The sequence below is a fragment of the Cupriavidus sp. UME77 genome (genome assembly GCF_014170355.1).
GTDB lineage: Bacteria > Pseudomonadota > Gammaproteobacteria > Burkholderiales > Burkholderiaceae > Cupriavidus > Cupriavidus basilensis.
Genome location: NZ_LZZU01000065.1, coordinates 22,226 through 38,949, shown reverse-complemented (window position 1 = coordinate 38,949; position 16,724 = coordinate 22,226). Strand labels below are relative to the sequence as shown.

General features: G+C 67.1%; 15 protein-coding genes. 11 read left to right on the top strand and 4 right to left on the bottom strand.

The genetic code is table 11. The features are described from left to right. Positions 1 to 22: 22 nt before the first annotated feature. Positions 23 to 532: an Lrp/AsnC family transcriptional regulator gene (locus tag A9975_RS26290; protein WP_043356167.1), complete on the bottom strand. Its 510-nt coding sequence runs from the start codon at positions 530 to 532 to the stop codon at positions 23 to 25. 223 nt (positions 533 to 755) lie between these two features. On the opposite strand from A9975_RS26290, the gene A9975_RS26285 reads away from it, so the two are divergent. The 3 genes from A9975_RS26285 (at position 756) to mdeB (ending at position 5,637) form a co-directional block, all read left to right on the top strand. Next, positions 756 to 1,772 (top strand): 1-aminocyclopropane-1-carboxylate deaminase, encoded by a 1,017-nt coding sequence (locus A9975_RS26285; protein WP_183035305.1) that lies wholly within the window; start codon positions 756 to 758, stop codon positions 1,770 to 1,772. A 168-nt stretch (positions 1,773 to 1,940) separates the two neighbouring features. Further along, positions 1,941 to 2,903, top strand: coding sequence for a tripartite tricarboxylate transporter substrate binding protein (locus A9975_RS26280; RefSeq protein WP_183035445.1), 963 nt, complete (start codon positions 1,941 to 1,943; stop codon positions 2,901 to 2,903). Positions 2,904 to 2,934: 31 nt separating this feature from the next. Next, a complete protein-coding gene (gene mdeB, locus A9975_RS26275; protein ID WP_183035304.1) occupies positions 2,935 to 5,637 on the top strand; it encodes an alpha-ketoglutarate dehydrogenase in 2,703 nt (900 codons plus the stop codon). Positions 5,638 to 5,716: 79 nt separating this feature from the next. Here the strand turns inward: mdeB and A9975_RS26270 are convergent, their stop codons facing one another. After that, a complete protein-coding gene (locus A9975_RS26270; RefSeq protein ID WP_183035303.1) occupies positions 5,717 to 6,619 on the bottom strand; it encodes a LysR family transcriptional regulator in 903 nt (300 codons plus the stop codon). A gap of 131 nt (positions 6,620 to 6,750) precedes the next feature. Between A9975_RS26270 and mdlC the strand changes: the two genes are divergently transcribed. The 6 genes from mdlC to A9975_RS26245 all read left to right on the top strand — a co-directional run bounded on the left by mdlC (position 6,751) and on the right by A9975_RS26245 (position 13,524). Continuing rightward, the gene (mdlC, locus tag A9975_RS26265) at positions 6,751 to 8,364 is read left to right on the top strand and encodes a benzoylformate decarboxylase (protein WP_183035302.1); all 1,614 of its coding nucleotides are present in this window, start codon (positions 6,751 to 6,753) and stop codon (positions 8,362 to 8,364) included. Positions 8,365 to 8,425: 61 nt separating this feature from the next. Continuing rightward, positions 8,426 to 9,877 carry an aldehyde dehydrogenase gene (locus A9975_RS26260; protein WP_183035301.1) on the top strand — a complete coding sequence of 484 codons (1,452 nt, stop codon included), beginning with the start codon at positions 8,426 to 8,428 and terminating at the stop codon, positions 9,875 to 9,877. A 71-nt stretch (positions 9,878 to 9,948) separates the two neighbouring features. Next, a complete protein-coding gene (locus A9975_RS26255; RefSeq protein ID WP_183035300.1) occupies positions 9,949 to 10,902 on the top strand; it encodes a ketopantoate reductase family protein in 954 nt (317 codons plus the stop codon). Positions 10,903 to 11,030: 128 nt separating this feature from the next. Continuing rightward, positions 11,031 to 11,162 (top strand): hypothetical protein, encoded by a 132-nt coding sequence (locus tag A9975_RS38240; protein ID WP_255503466.1) that lies wholly within the window; start codon positions 11,031 to 11,033, stop codon positions 11,160 to 11,162. Then, entirely contained in the window at positions 11,159 to 12,541 is a 1,383-nt protein-coding gene (locus tag A9975_RS26250) for an MFS transporter (protein WP_183035299.1), read from the top strand. The genes A9975_RS38240 and A9975_RS26250 overlap by 4 nt, the downstream gene beginning before the upstream one ends. Positions 12,542 to 12,735: 194 nt before the next feature. Beyond that, positions 12,736 to 13,524 (top strand): alpha/beta fold hydrolase, encoded by a 789-nt coding sequence (locus A9975_RS26245; RefSeq protein ID WP_255503465.1) that lies wholly within the window; start codon positions 12,736 to 12,738, stop codon positions 13,522 to 13,524. Here A9975_RS26245 and A9975_RS26240 read toward each other — a convergent pair. Next, positions 13,490 to 14,062, bottom strand: a complete 573-nt coding sequence (locus tag A9975_RS26240; RefSeq protein ID WP_183035298.1) for a DUF934 domain-containing protein — start codon at positions 14,060 to 14,062, stop codon at positions 13,490 to 13,492. The genes A9975_RS26245 and A9975_RS26240 overlap by 35 nt on opposite strands. Positions 14,063 to 14,072: 10 nt before the next feature. Next, entirely contained in the window at positions 14,073 to 15,812 is a 1,740-nt protein-coding gene (locus A9975_RS26235; RefSeq protein WP_183035297.1) for a nitrite/sulfite reductase, read from the bottom strand. A gap of 276 nt (positions 15,813 to 16,088) precedes the next feature. Here A9975_RS26235 and A9975_RS26230 point away from each other — a divergent pair, with 276 nt between their 5' ends. Further along, positions 16,089 to 16,307, top strand: a complete 219-nt coding sequence (locus A9975_RS26230) for a ribbon-helix-helix protein, CopG family (RefSeq protein WP_183035296.1) — start codon at positions 16,089 to 16,091, stop codon at positions 16,305 to 16,307. Beyond that, positions 16,301 to 16,669, top strand: a complete 369-nt coding sequence (locus A9975_RS26225) for a type II toxin-antitoxin system VapC family toxin (protein WP_183035295.1) — start codon at positions 16,301 to 16,303, stop codon at positions 16,667 to 16,669. Before A9975_RS26230 ends, A9975_RS26225 begins: the two co-directional genes overlap by 7 nt. The last annotated feature ends 55 nt before the right edge of the window (positions 16,670 to 16,724 follow it).

Here is a 16,724-nt window from a genome sequence, read left to right as displayed (position 1 = left end):
GCTGGATAGCATCGCAGCAGCTTCAGATCGGAAACTGCGTCGTCGACAGCACCTGCTTGAGCACCATGAACGAGCGTATCTGGCGGACTCCCGGCAGATACAGCAGTTGCTCCGCATGGAGGCGATTGAAGCTCTCGCTATCCTTGGTGCGCAGCATCATGAAGTAGTCGAACTCGCCCGTCACCACGTGGCACTCCATGCAGCCGGAGACCTGCTGGGCGGCCTTCTCGAACTCGGAGAAGGATTCCGGCGTGGACCGGTCCAGCACCACGCCGATCATCACCAGCATCCCCGCGTCCAGCGCGGCCGGGTTCAGCAGCGCCACGATCCCGCGAATCAGCCCGAGTTCCTTGAGCCGCTCCACGCGCCGCAGGCAGGCTGGCGGGCTCAGGCTGACTTTGGCTGCCAGCGCCACATTCGAGATGGACGCGTCGCGCTGGAGTGCGCGCAGGATGGCTTTATCGGTGCGATCCAATGCCTCGGAATGCGGCACGGGGTGCTCGGTTTTGGTGCGCAATTTTGTTTCGTCCATGATGCTTTGCAAAAAACAAAAGAGTAAAAACAAGTGCCATGAATTTTTTATAGTGCATAAATGGATTGATATTTGCAACCATGTTTCGTGCGTTTTTTTCTAGGATTGAGTCCGTCGCAGCATCAACGAAAGGTGGCGCCACATGCCAGTGTTCTTCGCCAGCCTTGATGCCTGGATCCCCGCTCTTCACCCGAGTCATCCAAGAAACCCAGGAGTTGCCAGCATGAATCTCAAACGCTTTCCCCGCCACCAGCTCACGTTCGGCCCCACGCCCATCCAGCCGCTGAAGCGCCTGAGCGCGCATCTCGGCGGCAAGGTCGACCTCTATGCCAAGCGTGAGGACTGCAACAGCGGCCTGGCGTTTGGCGGCAACAAGACGCGCAAGCTCGAATACATCATTCCGGACGCGCTCGCCCAGGGGTGCGACACGCTCGTGTCCATCGGCGGCATCCAGTCCAACCAGACGCGCCAGGTGGCTGCCGTGGCGGCGCATCTCGGCCTGAAGTGCGTGCTGGTGCAGGAGGACTGGGTGAACTACTCCGATGCCGTCTATGACCGCGTTGGCAATATCCAGATGTCTCGCATCATGGGCGCCGACGTGCGCCTGGTCAGCGATGGCTTCGATATCGGGATCCGCAAGAGCTGGGAAGAGGCCATGCAGAGCGTGCGCCAGGCGGGCGGCAAGCCCTACCCCATCCCGGCGGGGTGTTCCGAGCATCCGCTGGGCGGCCTGGGCTTTGTCGGTTTTGCGGAAGAAGTGCGCGCACAGGAAGCCGAGCTAGGCTTCAAGTTCGACTACGTCGTGGTCTGCTCGGTGACCGGCAGCACGCAGGCTGGCATGGTGGTCGGCTTCGCCGCCGATGGCCGGGCCAACCGTGTGATCGGCATCGACGCATCGGCCAAGCCGGCGCAGACCCGGGCGCAGATCCTGCGCATTGCCCGCAATACCGCGCATCTGGTCGACCTCGGCCGCGATATCACCGACGAAGACGTGGTGCTCGACACGCGCTACGGCGGGCCGGAGTATGGCTTGCCATCCGATGAGACGCTCGAAGCCATCCGGATGAGCGCCAAGCTCGAAGGCATGATGACCGACCCGGTGTACGAAGGGAAATCGATGCAGGGCATGATCGACCTGGTCCGCCGCGGCGAATTTCCGGAAGGCTCCAAGGTGCTCTACGCCCACCTGGGCGGCGCCCCGGCGTTGAGCGCATATAGCTTCCTGTTCCGGAACGGCTGATCCCGCGCGCTTGGTTGCCCCCTGATGCCGGTGGCGCAACGCCGGCATCAGGGCTCGCTTGTTCGGCAAAGCCCCTGTCTCGTTTTGCCCCCCATTGTTTGCTCCACGCTTGCCCCCGTCGCTCAATCACAGGAGTAGCGCATGAACGTCGTTTCACGAAGCGTTTCGATGACGGTGAAGGCGCTGTCGCTGTTGGGCATCGCCATGTGCGCCGCGCATGCGCAGCCCCAGGGATATCCCGCCAGGCCGGTCGTGCTGGTCGTGCCGTTTCCGCCGGGTGGGGCGGTGGACATCATGGGACGATTGGTTGGCAAGAAGCTGGGCGAGCGTCTCGGCCAGCCCGTGGTCATCGAGAACCGCGCGGGCGCCGGCACCATCGTTGGCGCCGGCTACGTGGCAAAGGCCGCGCCTGACGGCTATACGCTGTTCATCAGTTCCGGCTCGACCTTCACGGTCAACCCCGCCATCAACGCCAGCCTGCCCTACGATCCGGTGAAGAGCTTCGAGCCCATCGGCCTGGTCGCGCGCGTGCCCCTGATCCTGCTGGCGAATCGCGATGTCCCGGTGGACAACCTCAAGCAGATGATGGCGGCGGTGAAGGCCGCGCCGGGCAAATACGCCTATGGCTCGTTCGGCAATGGCACCACCGGCCACTTCGCGGGCGAGATGATCCTGGGCGCTACCGGCATGCAGCTCCAGCATATTCCCTACAAGGGCAGCGCCCCGGCCATTGCCGACCTGATCGGCGGGCAGATTCCGTTCTCGGTCGACACCATCGCGGCATCCCTGCCGCATATCAAGAGCGGCAAGATCAAGGTGATCGCGGTGGCGGGCGCCAGGCGCGCGACGCTGCTGCCGGAGGTGCCCACCGTCGCGGAATCCGGCTTCCCGGGCTTCGATGCGGATTCATGGGTGGCGATCGCGGCCCCGCGTGGCTTGCCGCCCGATGTCAAGTCACGGCTGGAGAAGGCCCTGGCGCAGACCATGAAGGACCACGAGATCCAGGAAAAACTGGTGGCCAACGGCCTGGAGCCCTCCTATGCAACGCCGGAACAGGTCAGCGCCATGATCGACAAGGACCTGCCGCGCATGCGGGCCATTGCCCAGAAGGCCGGTATCCAGGCAAATTGAGCCGGGCGGTTGCCGGCGGGAGCGTATCAAGATGGCATCTCGTGACCGATTCGGTTCCATCCTGGCGAGCGATCCGGTTGTGCAGGCGGATCCGCAGGAGTTGCAGGAGTGGTGCGACGCGCTCGACGGCGTGTTGTCGGCCTGGGGGCCGGAGCAGGGCAGGGAGCGCGCCTGCGCCATCCTGGATGCGTTGCTGGCGCATGCTGGCAAGCATCGGTTGCGGTGGCGGCCGGCACAGGTAACGCCGTACCTGAACACGATCCCGGTCGAAGCGCAACCGGCCTATCCGGGCGACCTGGCGATGGAGCAGCGCCTGTCGGCAATCCTGCGCTGGAATGCGCTCGCCATGGTGGTGCGCGCCAACCAGGCGCATGGCGAGCTTGGCGGCCACATCGCGAGCTATGCCTCGGCGGCGGATTTATTCGAGGTCGGCTACCAGCATTTCTTCCGCGGCCCCGGTGCCGCGCAAGGCGGGGATCTCGTTTTCTTCCAGCCCCATTCGGCGCCTGGCGTCTATGCGCGTGCCTTCCTGGAAGGCCGGCTGGACGAAGCATCGCTTTGCCATTACCGGCAAGAGATCGTTGCCGAAGGCAAGGGGATTCGCGGCCTGAGTTCTTACCCGCATCCCTACCTGATGCCGGATTTCTGGCAGTTCCCCACCGGCTCGATGGGCATCGGCCCGCTCAACGCCATCTACCAGGCGCGTTTCATGCGCTACCTGGAAAACCGGGGCTTGAAAGCGACCAGCGAGCGCAGGGTCTGGGGCTTCTTCGGCGATGGCGAGATGGACGAGCCGGAGTCGATCGCCGCGCTCACGCTGGCCGCCCGGGAAAAGCTGGATAACTGCACGTTCGTCATCAACTGCAATCTCCAGCGCCTGGACGGGCCGGTGCGCGGCAACGGGCGCATTGTCGATGAGCTCGAGGCCTTGTTCGCGGGGGCGGGATGGCATGTCGTCAAGTGCTTGTGGGGATCGGAGTGGGACGCGCTGCTGGCACGTGACCACGATCACGCCATCAGCCGCGCGTTCGCGCAGACCGTGGATGGCGAGTTCCAGACGCTCTCGGCCAATGACGGCGCGTTCAACCGCGAGAACTTCTTCAGCAAGACGCCGGCGCTGCGCTCGCTGGTGGCGCATCTCTCCAACGACGAGATCGACCGCCTGCGCCGGGGCGGGCACGATCCGGCGAAGATCTACGCGGCATTTGCCGAAGCCGCCAGGGGCAATGGGCGCCCCTGCGTGGTGCTGGCCAAGACCATGAAAGGCTACGGCATGGGCGCCATCGCGCAAGGCCGGATGACCACGCACCAGCAAAAGAAACTCGGCCCGATTGATCTGCTCGCGTTCAGGGACCGCTTCCAGCTGCCGCTGACCGATGAACAGGTGGCCCAGGCCGCGTTCTACCGCCCGGCGCAGGACAGCCCCGAGATTCGCTACCTGCAAGCCAGGCGCGCCGCCCTCGGCGGCTATCTGCCTGCGCGCCATCCCGGCGCCGAATCGTTGCCCGTGCCAGGGCTGGACAAGACCGCCGCGTTCGCCCTGCATGCCGATGGCAAGGCCATGAGCTCCACCATGGCCCTGGTGCGGTACCTGGGCGCCTTGCTCAAGGATCCCGTGCTGGGCCCGCGGATCGTCCCGATCGTCGCCGACGAAGCGCGGACGTTCGGCATGGCGAACCTGTTCCGCCAGGTCGGCATCTACGCGCCGTTCGGCCAGCTTTACCAGCCGGAGGATTCGGCTTCAATGCTGTCGTACCGGGAAGTCAAGGATGGCCAGATCCTGGAGGAGGGCATCACGGAAGCCGGCGCGCTGTCCTCGTGGACCGCGGCGGCCACCAGTTACGCCACGCACGGCACCACCATGCTGCCGTTCTATATCTACTACAGCATGTTCGGCTTCCAGCGCGTGGGCGATTTGATCTGGGCCGCGGCCGACCAGCGCGCACGCGGGTTCCTGATCGGCGCCACTTCGGGGCGAACCACCCTCGGGGGCGAGGGGCTGCAGCACCAGGACGGCACAAGCCACCTGGCGGCTTCGACCATTCCCAACTGCCGCGCCTACGATCCGGCCTTCGCGGGGGAGCTGGCAGTCATCGTCGACCACGGCATGCGGCGCATGGTCAGCGAACAGGCCGACGAGTTCTACTACGTCACCGTCACCAATGAAAGCGTCGAGAATCCGAGCCTGCCGGCCGAAGCGCACGAAGGCGTGGTGCGCGGCATGTACCTGCTGCGCCGTGGCGCGGCGTTCGAGCACCGCGTGCAGCTGTTCGGCAGCGGCGCCATCATGGGCGAAGTCCTGAAGGCAGCGCGCCAGCTCGAGCAGGTGCATGGCATTGCCGCCGATGTCTGGAGCGTGACCAGCTACATCGAGCTGGCGCGTGAAGGGGTGGAGCGCGAACGCCTGTGGCGCCATGGCGAGGTTCCGGCCATCGATAGCTGGTTCGGGCGGCAGCTCGGGGCGGGCAGCGGCCCGATTGTCGCGGCCACCGACTATGTGCGCGCGCTGCCGGAGTTGGTGCGCGCCTTTGTCCCGCCGGGGCGGCGCTATGTGACGCTGGGCACCGACGGCTTCGGGCGCAGCGATTCGCGGGCTGCGCTGCGGCGCTATTTCGAGGTCGATGCCGCGGCCATCGTCCAGGCCAGCCTGGCGGCGATGGCGGAGATCGTGGCCGATGAGATGGCTTGCGAAAGACGGCACCTTGCCGAGGTGATTTCCCTGGCGTCGATCTAGCTGGCGGCCGGTTGCCGGCACGCATGCCGGCAACCCTCATCACACCCCATCAAGCCCCATCAGGCCCCATCAGGCCCCATCAAGCCGCGGTCAGCTGGCGCAGCGCTTCCAGCAGCTTGACCGCGGGGCCGGGCAGGATGCCCTGGCGCCGCCGGAAGGCCGTCAGCGTACGCGTGCCGACCCCGCCGGGAATGTCCAGAATATCGATCACGCCGGCCTTGCGCTCGGCCTCGACCATCGGCTCGGCCATCCAGCTCAGAAAGCCGGATTGCGCGACCAGGCTCTTCAGCGCGGTCACCGAACGCGTCTCCACGACGATGTTCGGCAGGCCCAGCCCCTGCGCCGCAAACACCTGCCGCATGTGCTCGAACGGCCCGGTGCCCCGGGGCGGGATGGCCCATTGCTGCTCAAGGGTATCGGCCAGGGTCAGTGCCGGCTTGCGCCGCAGCGGGTGGCCCGGCGCTGCCACCACGTAGCTGCGGTCCTCCCACCGGCAGTCGGCAATGGCCACGATCTCGTCGGTGTCCGGCGCGCAGATGCTGAGCGCCAGGTCGATCTCATGCCGGATCAGGCTTTGCGCCAGCCGGTCCCACACGCCCTCCGTAATCTCCACGCGCAGGTTCGGCCACGCCTTGGTGACCCGGCCAACCGCCAGCGGCAGCACCAAGCTGGCGATGCTGCCCACCGCGCCCACCTTGATGGTGCCCTTGGCCAGGCCGCGCATGGCATCGATCTCTTCGCGCGCGTGCTCGGCCTCGCGCTGCAGCAGCGTGGCATGGGGGAGCAGGGCGCTGCCCACCGCGGTGAGCTGCATGCCCTTGGTGTGCCGCTCGAACAGCGGTGCGCCAAGCTCGTCCTCCAGCCGCTTGATGGTGCGGCTTAGTGCGGGCTGGGTCACGTGCAGCACGTCGGCGGCCCGGCCCAGGCTGCCGCTGGCGACGATGGTGGTGAAGGCCTTGAGCTGGCGCAGATCAAAAGTCATGCGCAAAAGTAATGCCTTTTGCCCGAGAAGGCAATATTCAATTAAGGGGTGGGCTCGCATACTTTGCGCACCAAGCACGCGCTGGCCTTGGGCCAGGCGTTCCACCGAATACATCGACGGGAGAGATTTGCATGACCGGTAGCACGACAACCGTGGCGGGCGCCGCGCGCAACGCAACCAGCACCGTGCGCGACGCCGTGATCGACCTGCTGCGCCAGCTTGGCATCACTTCGGTGTTTGCCAATCCCGGCTCGACCGAGTTGCCGATGTTCCGGGATTTCCCCGCTGACTTCCGCTATGTGCTCGGGCTGCAGGAGGCGGTGGTGGTGGGCATGGCCGATGGTTTTGCGCAGGCCAGCCGCAATGCATCGCTGGTCAACCTGCATTCGGCCGCTGGCGTGGGCAACGCCATGGGCAATATCTTCACCGCATTCAAGAACCGCACGCCGATGATCGTCACGGCGGGCCAGCAGGCGCGCTCGATCCTGCCGTTCGATCCCTTCCTGTCGTCTACCCAGGCCACCGAGCTGGCCAAGCCCTACGTCAAGTGGAGCATCGAGCCGGCGCGCGCCGCGGATGTGCCGCTGGCCATCGCACGCGCCTATTACGTGGCGATGCAGGAGCCGCGTGGCCCCGTGCTGGTCTCGATCCCGGTGGACGACTGGGACCAGCCGGCCGAACGGGTGGCCGCGCGTACCGTCAGCACCGAGGTGCGGCCCGATCCGGTGGCGATCGGGCGCGTTGGCGCCGCGCTCGATGCCTGCGAGCGGCCTGCCTTTGTCATCGGCGGCGCGGTCGATCGCGCCGGTGCGTGGGTCGACGTTGTGCGCCTGGCCGAGACGCACAATGCGCGCGTTTATGTGGCGCCCATGTCTGGTCGCTGCGGCTTCCCGGAAGACCATCGCCTGTTCGCCGGTTTTCTGCCCGCCATGCGCGAGAAGATCGTCGGCCTGCTGGGCGGGCACGACCTGATCCTGGTGCTGGGCGCGCCGGCCTTTACCTATCATGTGGAAGGCGCAGGCCCCCACGTGCCGCAGGGTGCCACGCTGTATCAGCTGATCGACGATCCCGCCATCGCCGCCTGGACGCCGGTGGGCGCATCGGTGGTGGGCAATATCCGGCTCGGCGTGCTTGACCTGCTGGCGCGGCCCGCGCCCAGGGCGCGCCCGCTGCCTGCTCCGCGCCAGCCGCGTGCGCGTGCCGAACCGACGCCGCTGATGTCCACCGCCTATGTGCTCCAGACCCTGGCCGAGGTGCGCGACGCCGCCGACATCGTGGTGGAAGAAGCGCCCAGCGCGCGTCCCGTCATGCAGGGCTACCTGCCGTTCACGCAAAGCGGCACCTTCTACACCATGGATAGCGGCGGCCTGGGCTACGGCATGCCCGCTGCCGTTGGCGTGGCGCTGGCGCGGCCGGGGGCACGCGTCATCGCGCTGATCGGCGACGGCTCCAGCATGTACTCGGTCCAGGCCATCTGGAGCGCGGTCCAGCTCAAGCTGCCGATCACCTTCGTGATCCTCAACAACGCGCGCTACGCCGCGCTGCAGGACTTCGCGCCGGAGTTTGGCTTTGCCCCGGCCGATCCGGTGCAGGGCACGGACCTGCCAGGGATCGATTTCGTGGCGCTGGCGCAAGGCATGGGCTGTGAAGGCGTGCGCGTGCGGGACGCTGCAAGGCTGCGCGATGCGTTAGCCGATGGGTTGCGCTCGCAGGTACCGACGCTGGTCGAAGTCGAGGTCGCCTGAGCCGCAGGCAAGCAAACCGCAGGCAAGCAAACCGCAGGCAAGCAAAACAAAGGAGACAAGAATGCAGAAGATTTCGATGCTGATCGACGGCGAACAACGCCAGGCCGGCAACGGCGCCACCTTCGAGCGCCGCAATCCCCTGGACGGCGAGGTAGCCACGCTTGCCCCGGCCGCGACAGTCGCCGATGCGCTGTCTGCGGTGGACGCCGCCGCGGCGGCCTTCGACGCCTGGGCCGCCATCGGCCCGAGCGAGCGCCGCGCGTTGCTGACCAAGGCCGCGCATGCGCTGGAAGCCCGCAGCGAAGCCTTTGCTGCCGCGATGGCCACCGAGACCGGCGCCTCCGCCATGTGGGCCGGCTTCAACGTGCACTTGGCCGCGGCCGGCCTGCTTGAAGCGGCCTGCCTGACCACGCAGATCCATGGCGAGGTCATTCCGTCGGACGTGCCGGGCAGCCTGGCCATGGGCGTGCGCCAGCCGGCCGGTGTGGTCCTCGGCATGGCGCCCTGGAACGCCCCGGTCATCCTGGCCGTGCGCGCCATCGCCTTGCCGCTGGCCTGCGGCAATACCGTCGTGCTGAAGGGTTCGGAGATCTGTCCGGCCACGCACGGCTTGATCATCGAAGCCATGCAGGAGGCCGGCCTGCCCAGGGGCGTGGTGAATTTCGTCACCAATGCGCCGGCCGATGCGGGCGAACTGGTGGAAGCCATGATCGCCCATCCGGCGATACGGCGCGTGAACTTCACCGGGTCCACGCGCGTGGGCAAGGTCATCGCCGCTAGCTGTGCCAGGCATTTGAAGCCGGTGGTGCTCGAGCTCGGCGGCAAGGCGCCGTTGCTGGTGCTGGACGATGCCGATATCGATGCCGCCGTCGCCGGCGCCGCCTTTGGCGCGTTTGCCAATTCCGGCCAGATCTGCATGTCGACCGAGCGCATCATCGTCGACAACAAGATCGCCGATGCCTTTGTCGCGCAATTGGCGGCCAAGGCCCGCGCGCTGCCGCTGGGCGATCCGCGCAAGGGGCCGGTGGTGCTGGGCTCCGTGGTCGACATGAGCACGGTTGCGCGCTGCAACTCGCTGATCGACGATGCCTTGGCCAAGGGCGCGACGCTGTTGTGCGGCGGCAAGGCGGACAGCACCCTGATGCCGGCCACGCTGCTCGATCACGTCACGCCGCGGATGCGGATCTACGCGGAAGAGTCGTTCGGTCCGGTCAAGCCCATCGTGCGCGTCAGCGGCGAGGCCGAGGCCATCGCCTGCGCCAACGACAACGAGTACGGGCTGTCGTCGGCCGTATTCAGCCGCGACGTGGCGCGGGCCATGAACGTGGCCAGGCGCATTCAATCCGGCATCTGCCATATCAATGGCCCGACGGTGCACGACGAGGCGCAGATGCCCTTTGGCGGCGTGAAGAGCAGCGGCTTTGGCCACTTTGGCGGGCAGGCCGGCATTGCCGAGTTCACTGACCTGCGCTGGGTCACCGTGCAGACGACGCCGCGCCACTACCCGTTCTAGGCCGCAGGCGGCCGGGTTGCCGCCACGCCCAGACAACACCATTCAACCAGCGCCGGATCGCGGCGACGCCTATGAACAGAATTGCAATTCTCGGGGCCGGGGCCATGGGCTCGCTGTTTGGCGCACGCCTTGCCCAAGCGGGCCATATCGTCACCCTGATCGATATCAACGACGCGCATCTCGACGCGATCCGCCGCTTCGGCCTGCGCCTGCAGACAGATGAGGCGGACCGGCGGATCCAAGGCATGCGGGCGGTGCGCCCGGAACAGGCGGATGCCATCCCCGATCTGCTGATCGTCTTCACCAAATCCATGCACACGCGCGCCGCGATGACGGGCGTGCGCCACCTGCTGGGGCCGGACACGGTTGTGCTGACATTGCAGAACGGCCTGGGCAGCGTCGATGCGATTTCCGGATTCGTGCCGGCGCAGCGGCTCCTGATTGGCGTCACCACTTGGCCGGCCGACCTGGCTGGCCCCGGGCACGTGCATTCGCACGGCGAGGGCGGGATCCGGATGATGAGCGCCGATGGCATGGACCGGCCCGCCGTGGCAGAGACGGTAGCGGCGCTGGAGCGCGCCGGGCTGCACTGCCGCGCCGATGCGGATGTGTGGGCCGCGATCTGGGAGAAGGTGGCATTCAACGCCGCGCTGAATCCCCTGTGCGCGGTCACTGGCAGCACCGTGGACCAGCTGGGCAACATCCCGGATGGCACGGCGCTCGCCTTGTCCGTGGTGGCAGAGGTGCTGGCCGTGGCCAGGAGTCAGGGCGTGGCTGTCGATGCGGACAAGGTCGGGGCCAACGTGTTGCACGCCATCGGCCATCACATCGGCCACAAGCCTTCCATGCTGCAGGACATCGTTGCCGCCCGGCGCACCGAGATCGATGCGATCAACGGCGCCGTGGTGGCCGCGGCGCGGCGCCACGGGGTGCCGGTGCCGTGCACGGAGAGCCTGCTGCAACTCGTCCGGCTGATCGAAGCCCGGGCGGCAAACGGCGGGCAGGGCGCCAGCCCGCTGCGCTAGCACTGAGCCACGGCACGCCGTGGCCCCAAGACGCAAGACGCAAGACGCAAGACGCAAGACGCAAGACGCAAGACGCAAGACAAAAAAGCGCTGGCCCCGGCCAAAGCGCCCATCGACAGGAGACACGCATGAATACGTATCTGTTCCGCGCCATTGCCGCGGGCCGCATTTCAACCGCGCGGCGCAAGCGCCGTCTGGCCATGATCCCGGCCGGCGCGGTGCAAGCGCCCGGCGCGCATCGCCATGGAGCGCAAGCATGAGCGCGAACCTGCGGCAAGCCGGCACGCCCGTCGACGTGGGCAGCGTGCTCGATGACGGCCCCTACACGACCATGCAGAAGATCGTCGTGATGCTGGCGGCGCTGTCCATCGTGATGGACGGCTTCGATGGCCAGTTGATCGGCTTCGCGATCCCCGTGCTGATCAAGGAGTGGGGCATCACCCGCAGCGCCTTCGCGCCCGCGGTGGCGGCCGGGCTGGTGGGCATGGGCATCGGCAGCGCGTGCGCGGGCCTGTTGGCGGACCGCTTCGGGCGCCGGTGGGCCGTGATCGGCAGCGTCTTCCTGTTCGGCGCGGCCACCTGCGCCATCGGCTTCGCCCCGGACACGACGACGATCGCCATGCTGCGCCTGATCGCCGGGCTTGGCATCGGCGGCGCTTTGCCAAGCTCCACCACCATGACGGCCGAGTTCACCCCGGCACGCAGCCGCACGCTGGCGGTGACGGCCACGATCGTCTGCGTGCCGCTGGGCGGCATGCTGGCCGGCCTGTTTGCCAGCGTGGTCCTGCCGGCCTATGGCTGGCGCGGCTTGTTCTTTATCGGCGGCGCCCTGCCGCTGGGACTGGGCGTGCTGCTGATGCTGGTCCTGCCCGAGTCGCCACGCTTCCTGGTGCGCCGAGCGCACCGGTGGGACGAACTGCGCCGGCTGCTCGGCCGCATGTCCAGGCCGCTGCCGGCTGACGCCGTCTTCACCGACCTGGCCGAGCGCGGCGCGGAAAGCCGCAAGGGCTTCGGCGCGCTGTTCGCGCCCGGGCAGGCGCGCGACACGCTGGCGATCTGGTGCGCATTCTTCATGTGCCTGCTGGCCGTCTACAGCGCCTTTAGTTGGCTGCCGACCATGCTGGCGTCGGAGGGGCTGGACGTGGCGGTCGCGGGTTCCGGCCTGACCGCCTACAACCTCGGCGGTGTCATCGGCGCGCTGTGCTGCGCGGTTGCCATCGCGCGTTTCGGCTCGCGCTGGCCGCTGGCGATCTGTTGCGCCGGCGGGGCGGCTAGCGCGCTGTTGCTGCAAGGCGTGGATGTTCGCCACAGTACGGGGTTGCTGATCGTTGGCCTGGGCGTGCACGGCATGTTCGTCAATGCGGTGCAGTCGACCATGTACGCGCTGTGTGCCTTCGTGTACCCCACGGCAGTGCGGGCCACCGGCACGGCATCGGCGCTGGCCTTTGGCCGCCTCGGGGCCATCCTCAGCGCTTTCGCGGGCGCGGCGGTGATCACCGCGGGCGGCGCGTCGTCCTACCTCGGCATGCTCGGCGCGGCGATGGCCGCCGTGCTGGTGGCGCTGCTTGCGGTCAAGGGGCATATCCCGAAGCTGGCGCGCGCGCCGGCCAGCGGTGACGCGGTCCTTGCACGCAGCTGAGGCCAGGGACGGACCCCCCGGAATTCGCTATGATCCTGGGTCGGAACCGTCTTTCGCGCGTCCGGCATCCCCAGGTGCGCCGAGGCAGATAGCCGCGCCCGGCGGCCAGACGGCGCGCACCTATGCCAATGACCCGGATCAACCTCAAAACGCCTGTCGCTTCAGCCCAACCCGAAGCGCAGGCGGCCGCCCTGTTGCAACAATCCGAACGGATCGTCACCGATGCCGATGGCTGCCGCATCGTCTGGCGCCGCTTTGGCGAGGGGCAACCCGTGGTCCTGCTGCACGGCGGGCATGGAAGCTGGCTGCACTGGGTGCGCAATATCGAGGCGCTGGCCGCGCACCGCACGGTGTGGGCGCCGGACATGCCGGGGTTTGGCGAGTCGGACGATATCGCCAGCGATCTCTCGGTGATGACCGGCACGCTTGTCAGGGGCATCAGGCAGTTGCCTGGCTGCGGCAAGGCGCTCAGCCTGGCCGGCTTCTCCTTTGGCGGGCTGGTGGCGGCCAATGTGGCCGCATCGCTCGGCACCGTGCGCCGGCTGGCACTGATGGGCTCAGGCGGCCATGGCGGCATCCGCCGCCAGCAGCGCGCGCTGCTGGACTGGCGCAAGGCCGGGGACGCCGAGGCCTTGGCGGTGGCCATGCGCTACAACCTGGAGGCGTTCATGCTGGCCGACCCGGCCAAGATCGATGCCATGGCCATGTACGCGCACACCGAGTCATGCCGCCTCACGCGCTTTCGCAGCAAGAACATCTCCCGCTCCGGCGACCTGCGCGGCGCGCTGGACCGCTTCGGCGGCGAGGTGCTGCTGGCCTGGGGCGAGCACGACGTCACGGCGGATCCTGTCCCGGCCATCGCGGCAATGACCCAGGACAACCCGCGCCGCGAAGGCCGCGTCATTGCCAGCGCGGGCCACTGGGTCCAGTACGAGGCCCACGAGCCAGTCAACGCACTGCTGGACGGCTGGTTGCCGAAATAGCCGGCGCCGCCGCCGCCGGGTACGTTTTCTGGTAGTGCACCGTGAACGTCCCTAGCGCCGCCAGCGCGGCCTGCGGGTCGTGGCTCGGCTTGACGGCGAAGGCATCGAAGCCGCAGCGCGCCATGTAGTGCACGGTATCGATCATCACGTCGCCCACCGCGCGCAGCTCGCCGCCCCAGCCATATTGCGTGCGCAGCAGCTGCGCCAGCGAATAGCCGCGCCCGTCCGTATAGACCGGGAAGTCGATCGCCAGGTGCGCGATGCCGGTGGCATCGATGGTGGCGGCGCCCGCCTCGAGCAGGTCTTCAGGGTCCGCATCCGGGCCCAGGTACACGGCCACCGGGTGGCGGCGCAGGCGCAGGGCATCGCGTGCTGCCCGCCATGTGGCAAGGGTGACCAGCCAGCCGTTTTCGTCCGGCGGCAGTGCGTGTGCTGCCGATGCCGATGCAGGAACCGGCGCGTTCTGGTCTGGCACGAAGGCGCGCCAGATGTCCGCTTCAAGCTGGCCGTTGCGAATCACATTGTTCAGCGGTGGCATTGATTGGTGATCAGGCACGGGCTTGCTCCGCCTGCTGCCGCCGCGCGACGATCCTCGGGTCCTGGTAGACCGCCTGCTTGAAGGGTTCCGGGCCAACCCGCTCCACCACGTCGATAAACCGCTCCGCCTCGCTGTCGCGCTGGGACAGGTAGGTATCGATCAGCAGCGCCACCACATCCGGGATTTCATCGCGCGCGAACGACGGGCCGATGATGCGGCCGATCGCCGCGCCGCCGCCCTTGTGCTGATCCAGCAGCGAGTGGCCGGCCGCGCCGTTCTGGCGCCCGCCGATGGTCACCTGGTACCACTCCTCGCCGGCCTTGTCCACGCCAAGGATGCCGATGTGGCCCACGTGGTGGTGCCCGCAGGAGTTGATGCAGCCGGAGATGTTCAGGTCCAGCTCGCCGATCTCGAACAGGTAGTCCAGGTCGTCGAAGCGGCGCTGGATGGCCTCGGCCAGCGGAATCGACACCGCGTTGGCCAGCGAGCAGAAATCCCCGCCGGGGCAGGCAATGATATTGGTGAGCAGGCCGATATTGGCGGTGGCCAGGTTCAGCGCGTCCAGCGCCTGCCAGAGCGCAAACAGCGCGCTCCGGCGCACGTCGGCCAGGATCAGGTTCTGCTCGTGCGAGACCCGCAGCTCGCCAAAGCCGAAGCGCTCCGCCAGGTCCGCCACCGCATCCATCTGGTCGGCGGTGATGTCGCCGGGCGGCATGCCGGTGGCCTTCAGCGAGACGGTCACGGCGGCGTAGCCGGGAACGCGATGCGCATGCACATTGCTGCGCAGCCAGCGGGCAAAGCGCGGATGCGCCGCCGCCAGTTCGGGATCCGGGCCGGCCTCGTGCGCCGCCGCGGGATCATGGTCCGGCATGGTGAAGCGGCCCGCCACGCCGGCCACGAAGTCCGCGCTGACCGTGTCCGGGCCGCCGCGGATCCGCTGCCATTGCTCGTCCACCTGTTGCGCGAACACGCCCGGCGTCAGGTCCTTGACCAGGATCTTGATGCGCGCCTTGTACTTGTTGTCGCGCCGGCCGTGCAGGTTGTAGACGCGCAGCGTGGCCTGCAGGTAGGTGAGCAAATCGGACCAGTGCACGAAGGCATTGATCAGCTTGCCGACCATGGGCGTGCGGCCCATGCCGCCGCCCACCCACACGCGAAAGCCAAGCTCGCCATCGCGCTCCACGGCCTGCAGGCCGATATCGTGCACGCCCACCGCTGCGCGGTCCGTGGTGGCGCCGCTCACCGCGATCTTGAACTTGCGCGGCAGGAAGGCAAACTCGGGATGCAGCATCGACCACTGGCGGATGATCTCGCACCACACCAGGGGGTTCACGATCTCATCCGGCGCCAGCCCGGCGAAGTGGTCGGTGGTGGTGTTGCGGATGCAATTGCCGCTGGTCTGGATGGCATGCATCTGCACGGTCGCCAGCTCCGCCAGGATAGCGGGCGCGTCCTCCAGGCGTGGCCAGTTGAACTGCATGTTCTGCCGCGTGCTGAAGTGCCCGTAGCCGCGGTCAAAGCGGCGCGCTATCTCGGCCAGCTTGCGCAGTTGCCGCGACACCAGCATGCCGTAGGGGATCGCCACGCGCAGCATGGGCGCATGCCGCTGGATGTAGAGGCCGTTCTGCAGCCGCAGCACGCGGAACTCGTCCTCGGTGAGCTGGCCGTTGAGAAACCGTTCGGTCTGGCCGCTGAACTGCGCAACGCGCTGGTCGACCAGTTGCTGGTCGACGGTGTCATACACATACATGAAGCACTTCCAGGTGTGCCGTGCGGGGAGGGGGAGTTCGCCCCGCCGGCGAGGGGCTTGTGGGTAGCCATGAGGCTAGCGCCCCTTGCGCGCGCCGAACAGGAGCAGACGGGGCCTGTTCGGGCCGGAGCAGATGCGTTGCCGGTCGCAAAGCCCTGCGCGCCAGCCCGGTTTCCAGCGCCACCGTGTTCCGGTCCGGTCCGCCGTGCTGGTGCCTTGTTGTTTTAAATCGAATGATATACGATGCGTATATCACATATCATTTGTGGGTTCATCATGAGTCGCATCCTGGTCGACCTTGCGGAAGACCAGCTCCAGGAGCTGGCAGCCATTGTCGAGGCAGAAAAGCGCCCTCGGGCGGTAGTCATTCGCGAGGCAATTCAAGCGTACATAGCGCAGCGCAAGCCTGGCCTGGCCTCTGACACCTTCGGGCTTTGGAAGCACCGCGAGGTGGATGGCCTTGCGTATCAGGAAAAGCTGCGGGAGGAGTGGTGAACGCGCTCTTCGACACCAACATCCTGATCGACCACTTGAACGGAATCGAAGAGGCCATGATCGAGATGCGCCGCTACGAGTCAAGGGCGATCAGTGTCATCACCTGGATGGCGGTGATGGCCGGCGCAACAGCTGAAGAAGAGCAGACATTGCGCGCTTGGCTCAATGGGTTCCGGCTGATTGCCGTCGATGATGCGGTTTCCTCCCGCGCAGTCCAGATCCGGAAAACCGCACGCATCAAGCTGCCTGACGCGATAATCTGGGCGTCAGCGCAAGCGCATTCCATGCTGCTGGTCACACGCAATACCAAGGACTTCTCGATCAGCGAGCCTGGTGTGCGGATTCCCTATCAACTCAAGTGAGCGAGAGCCGTGCGCTCACGGCGCAGCGCGAGCGATGGCATCCATCGCAGCCCGG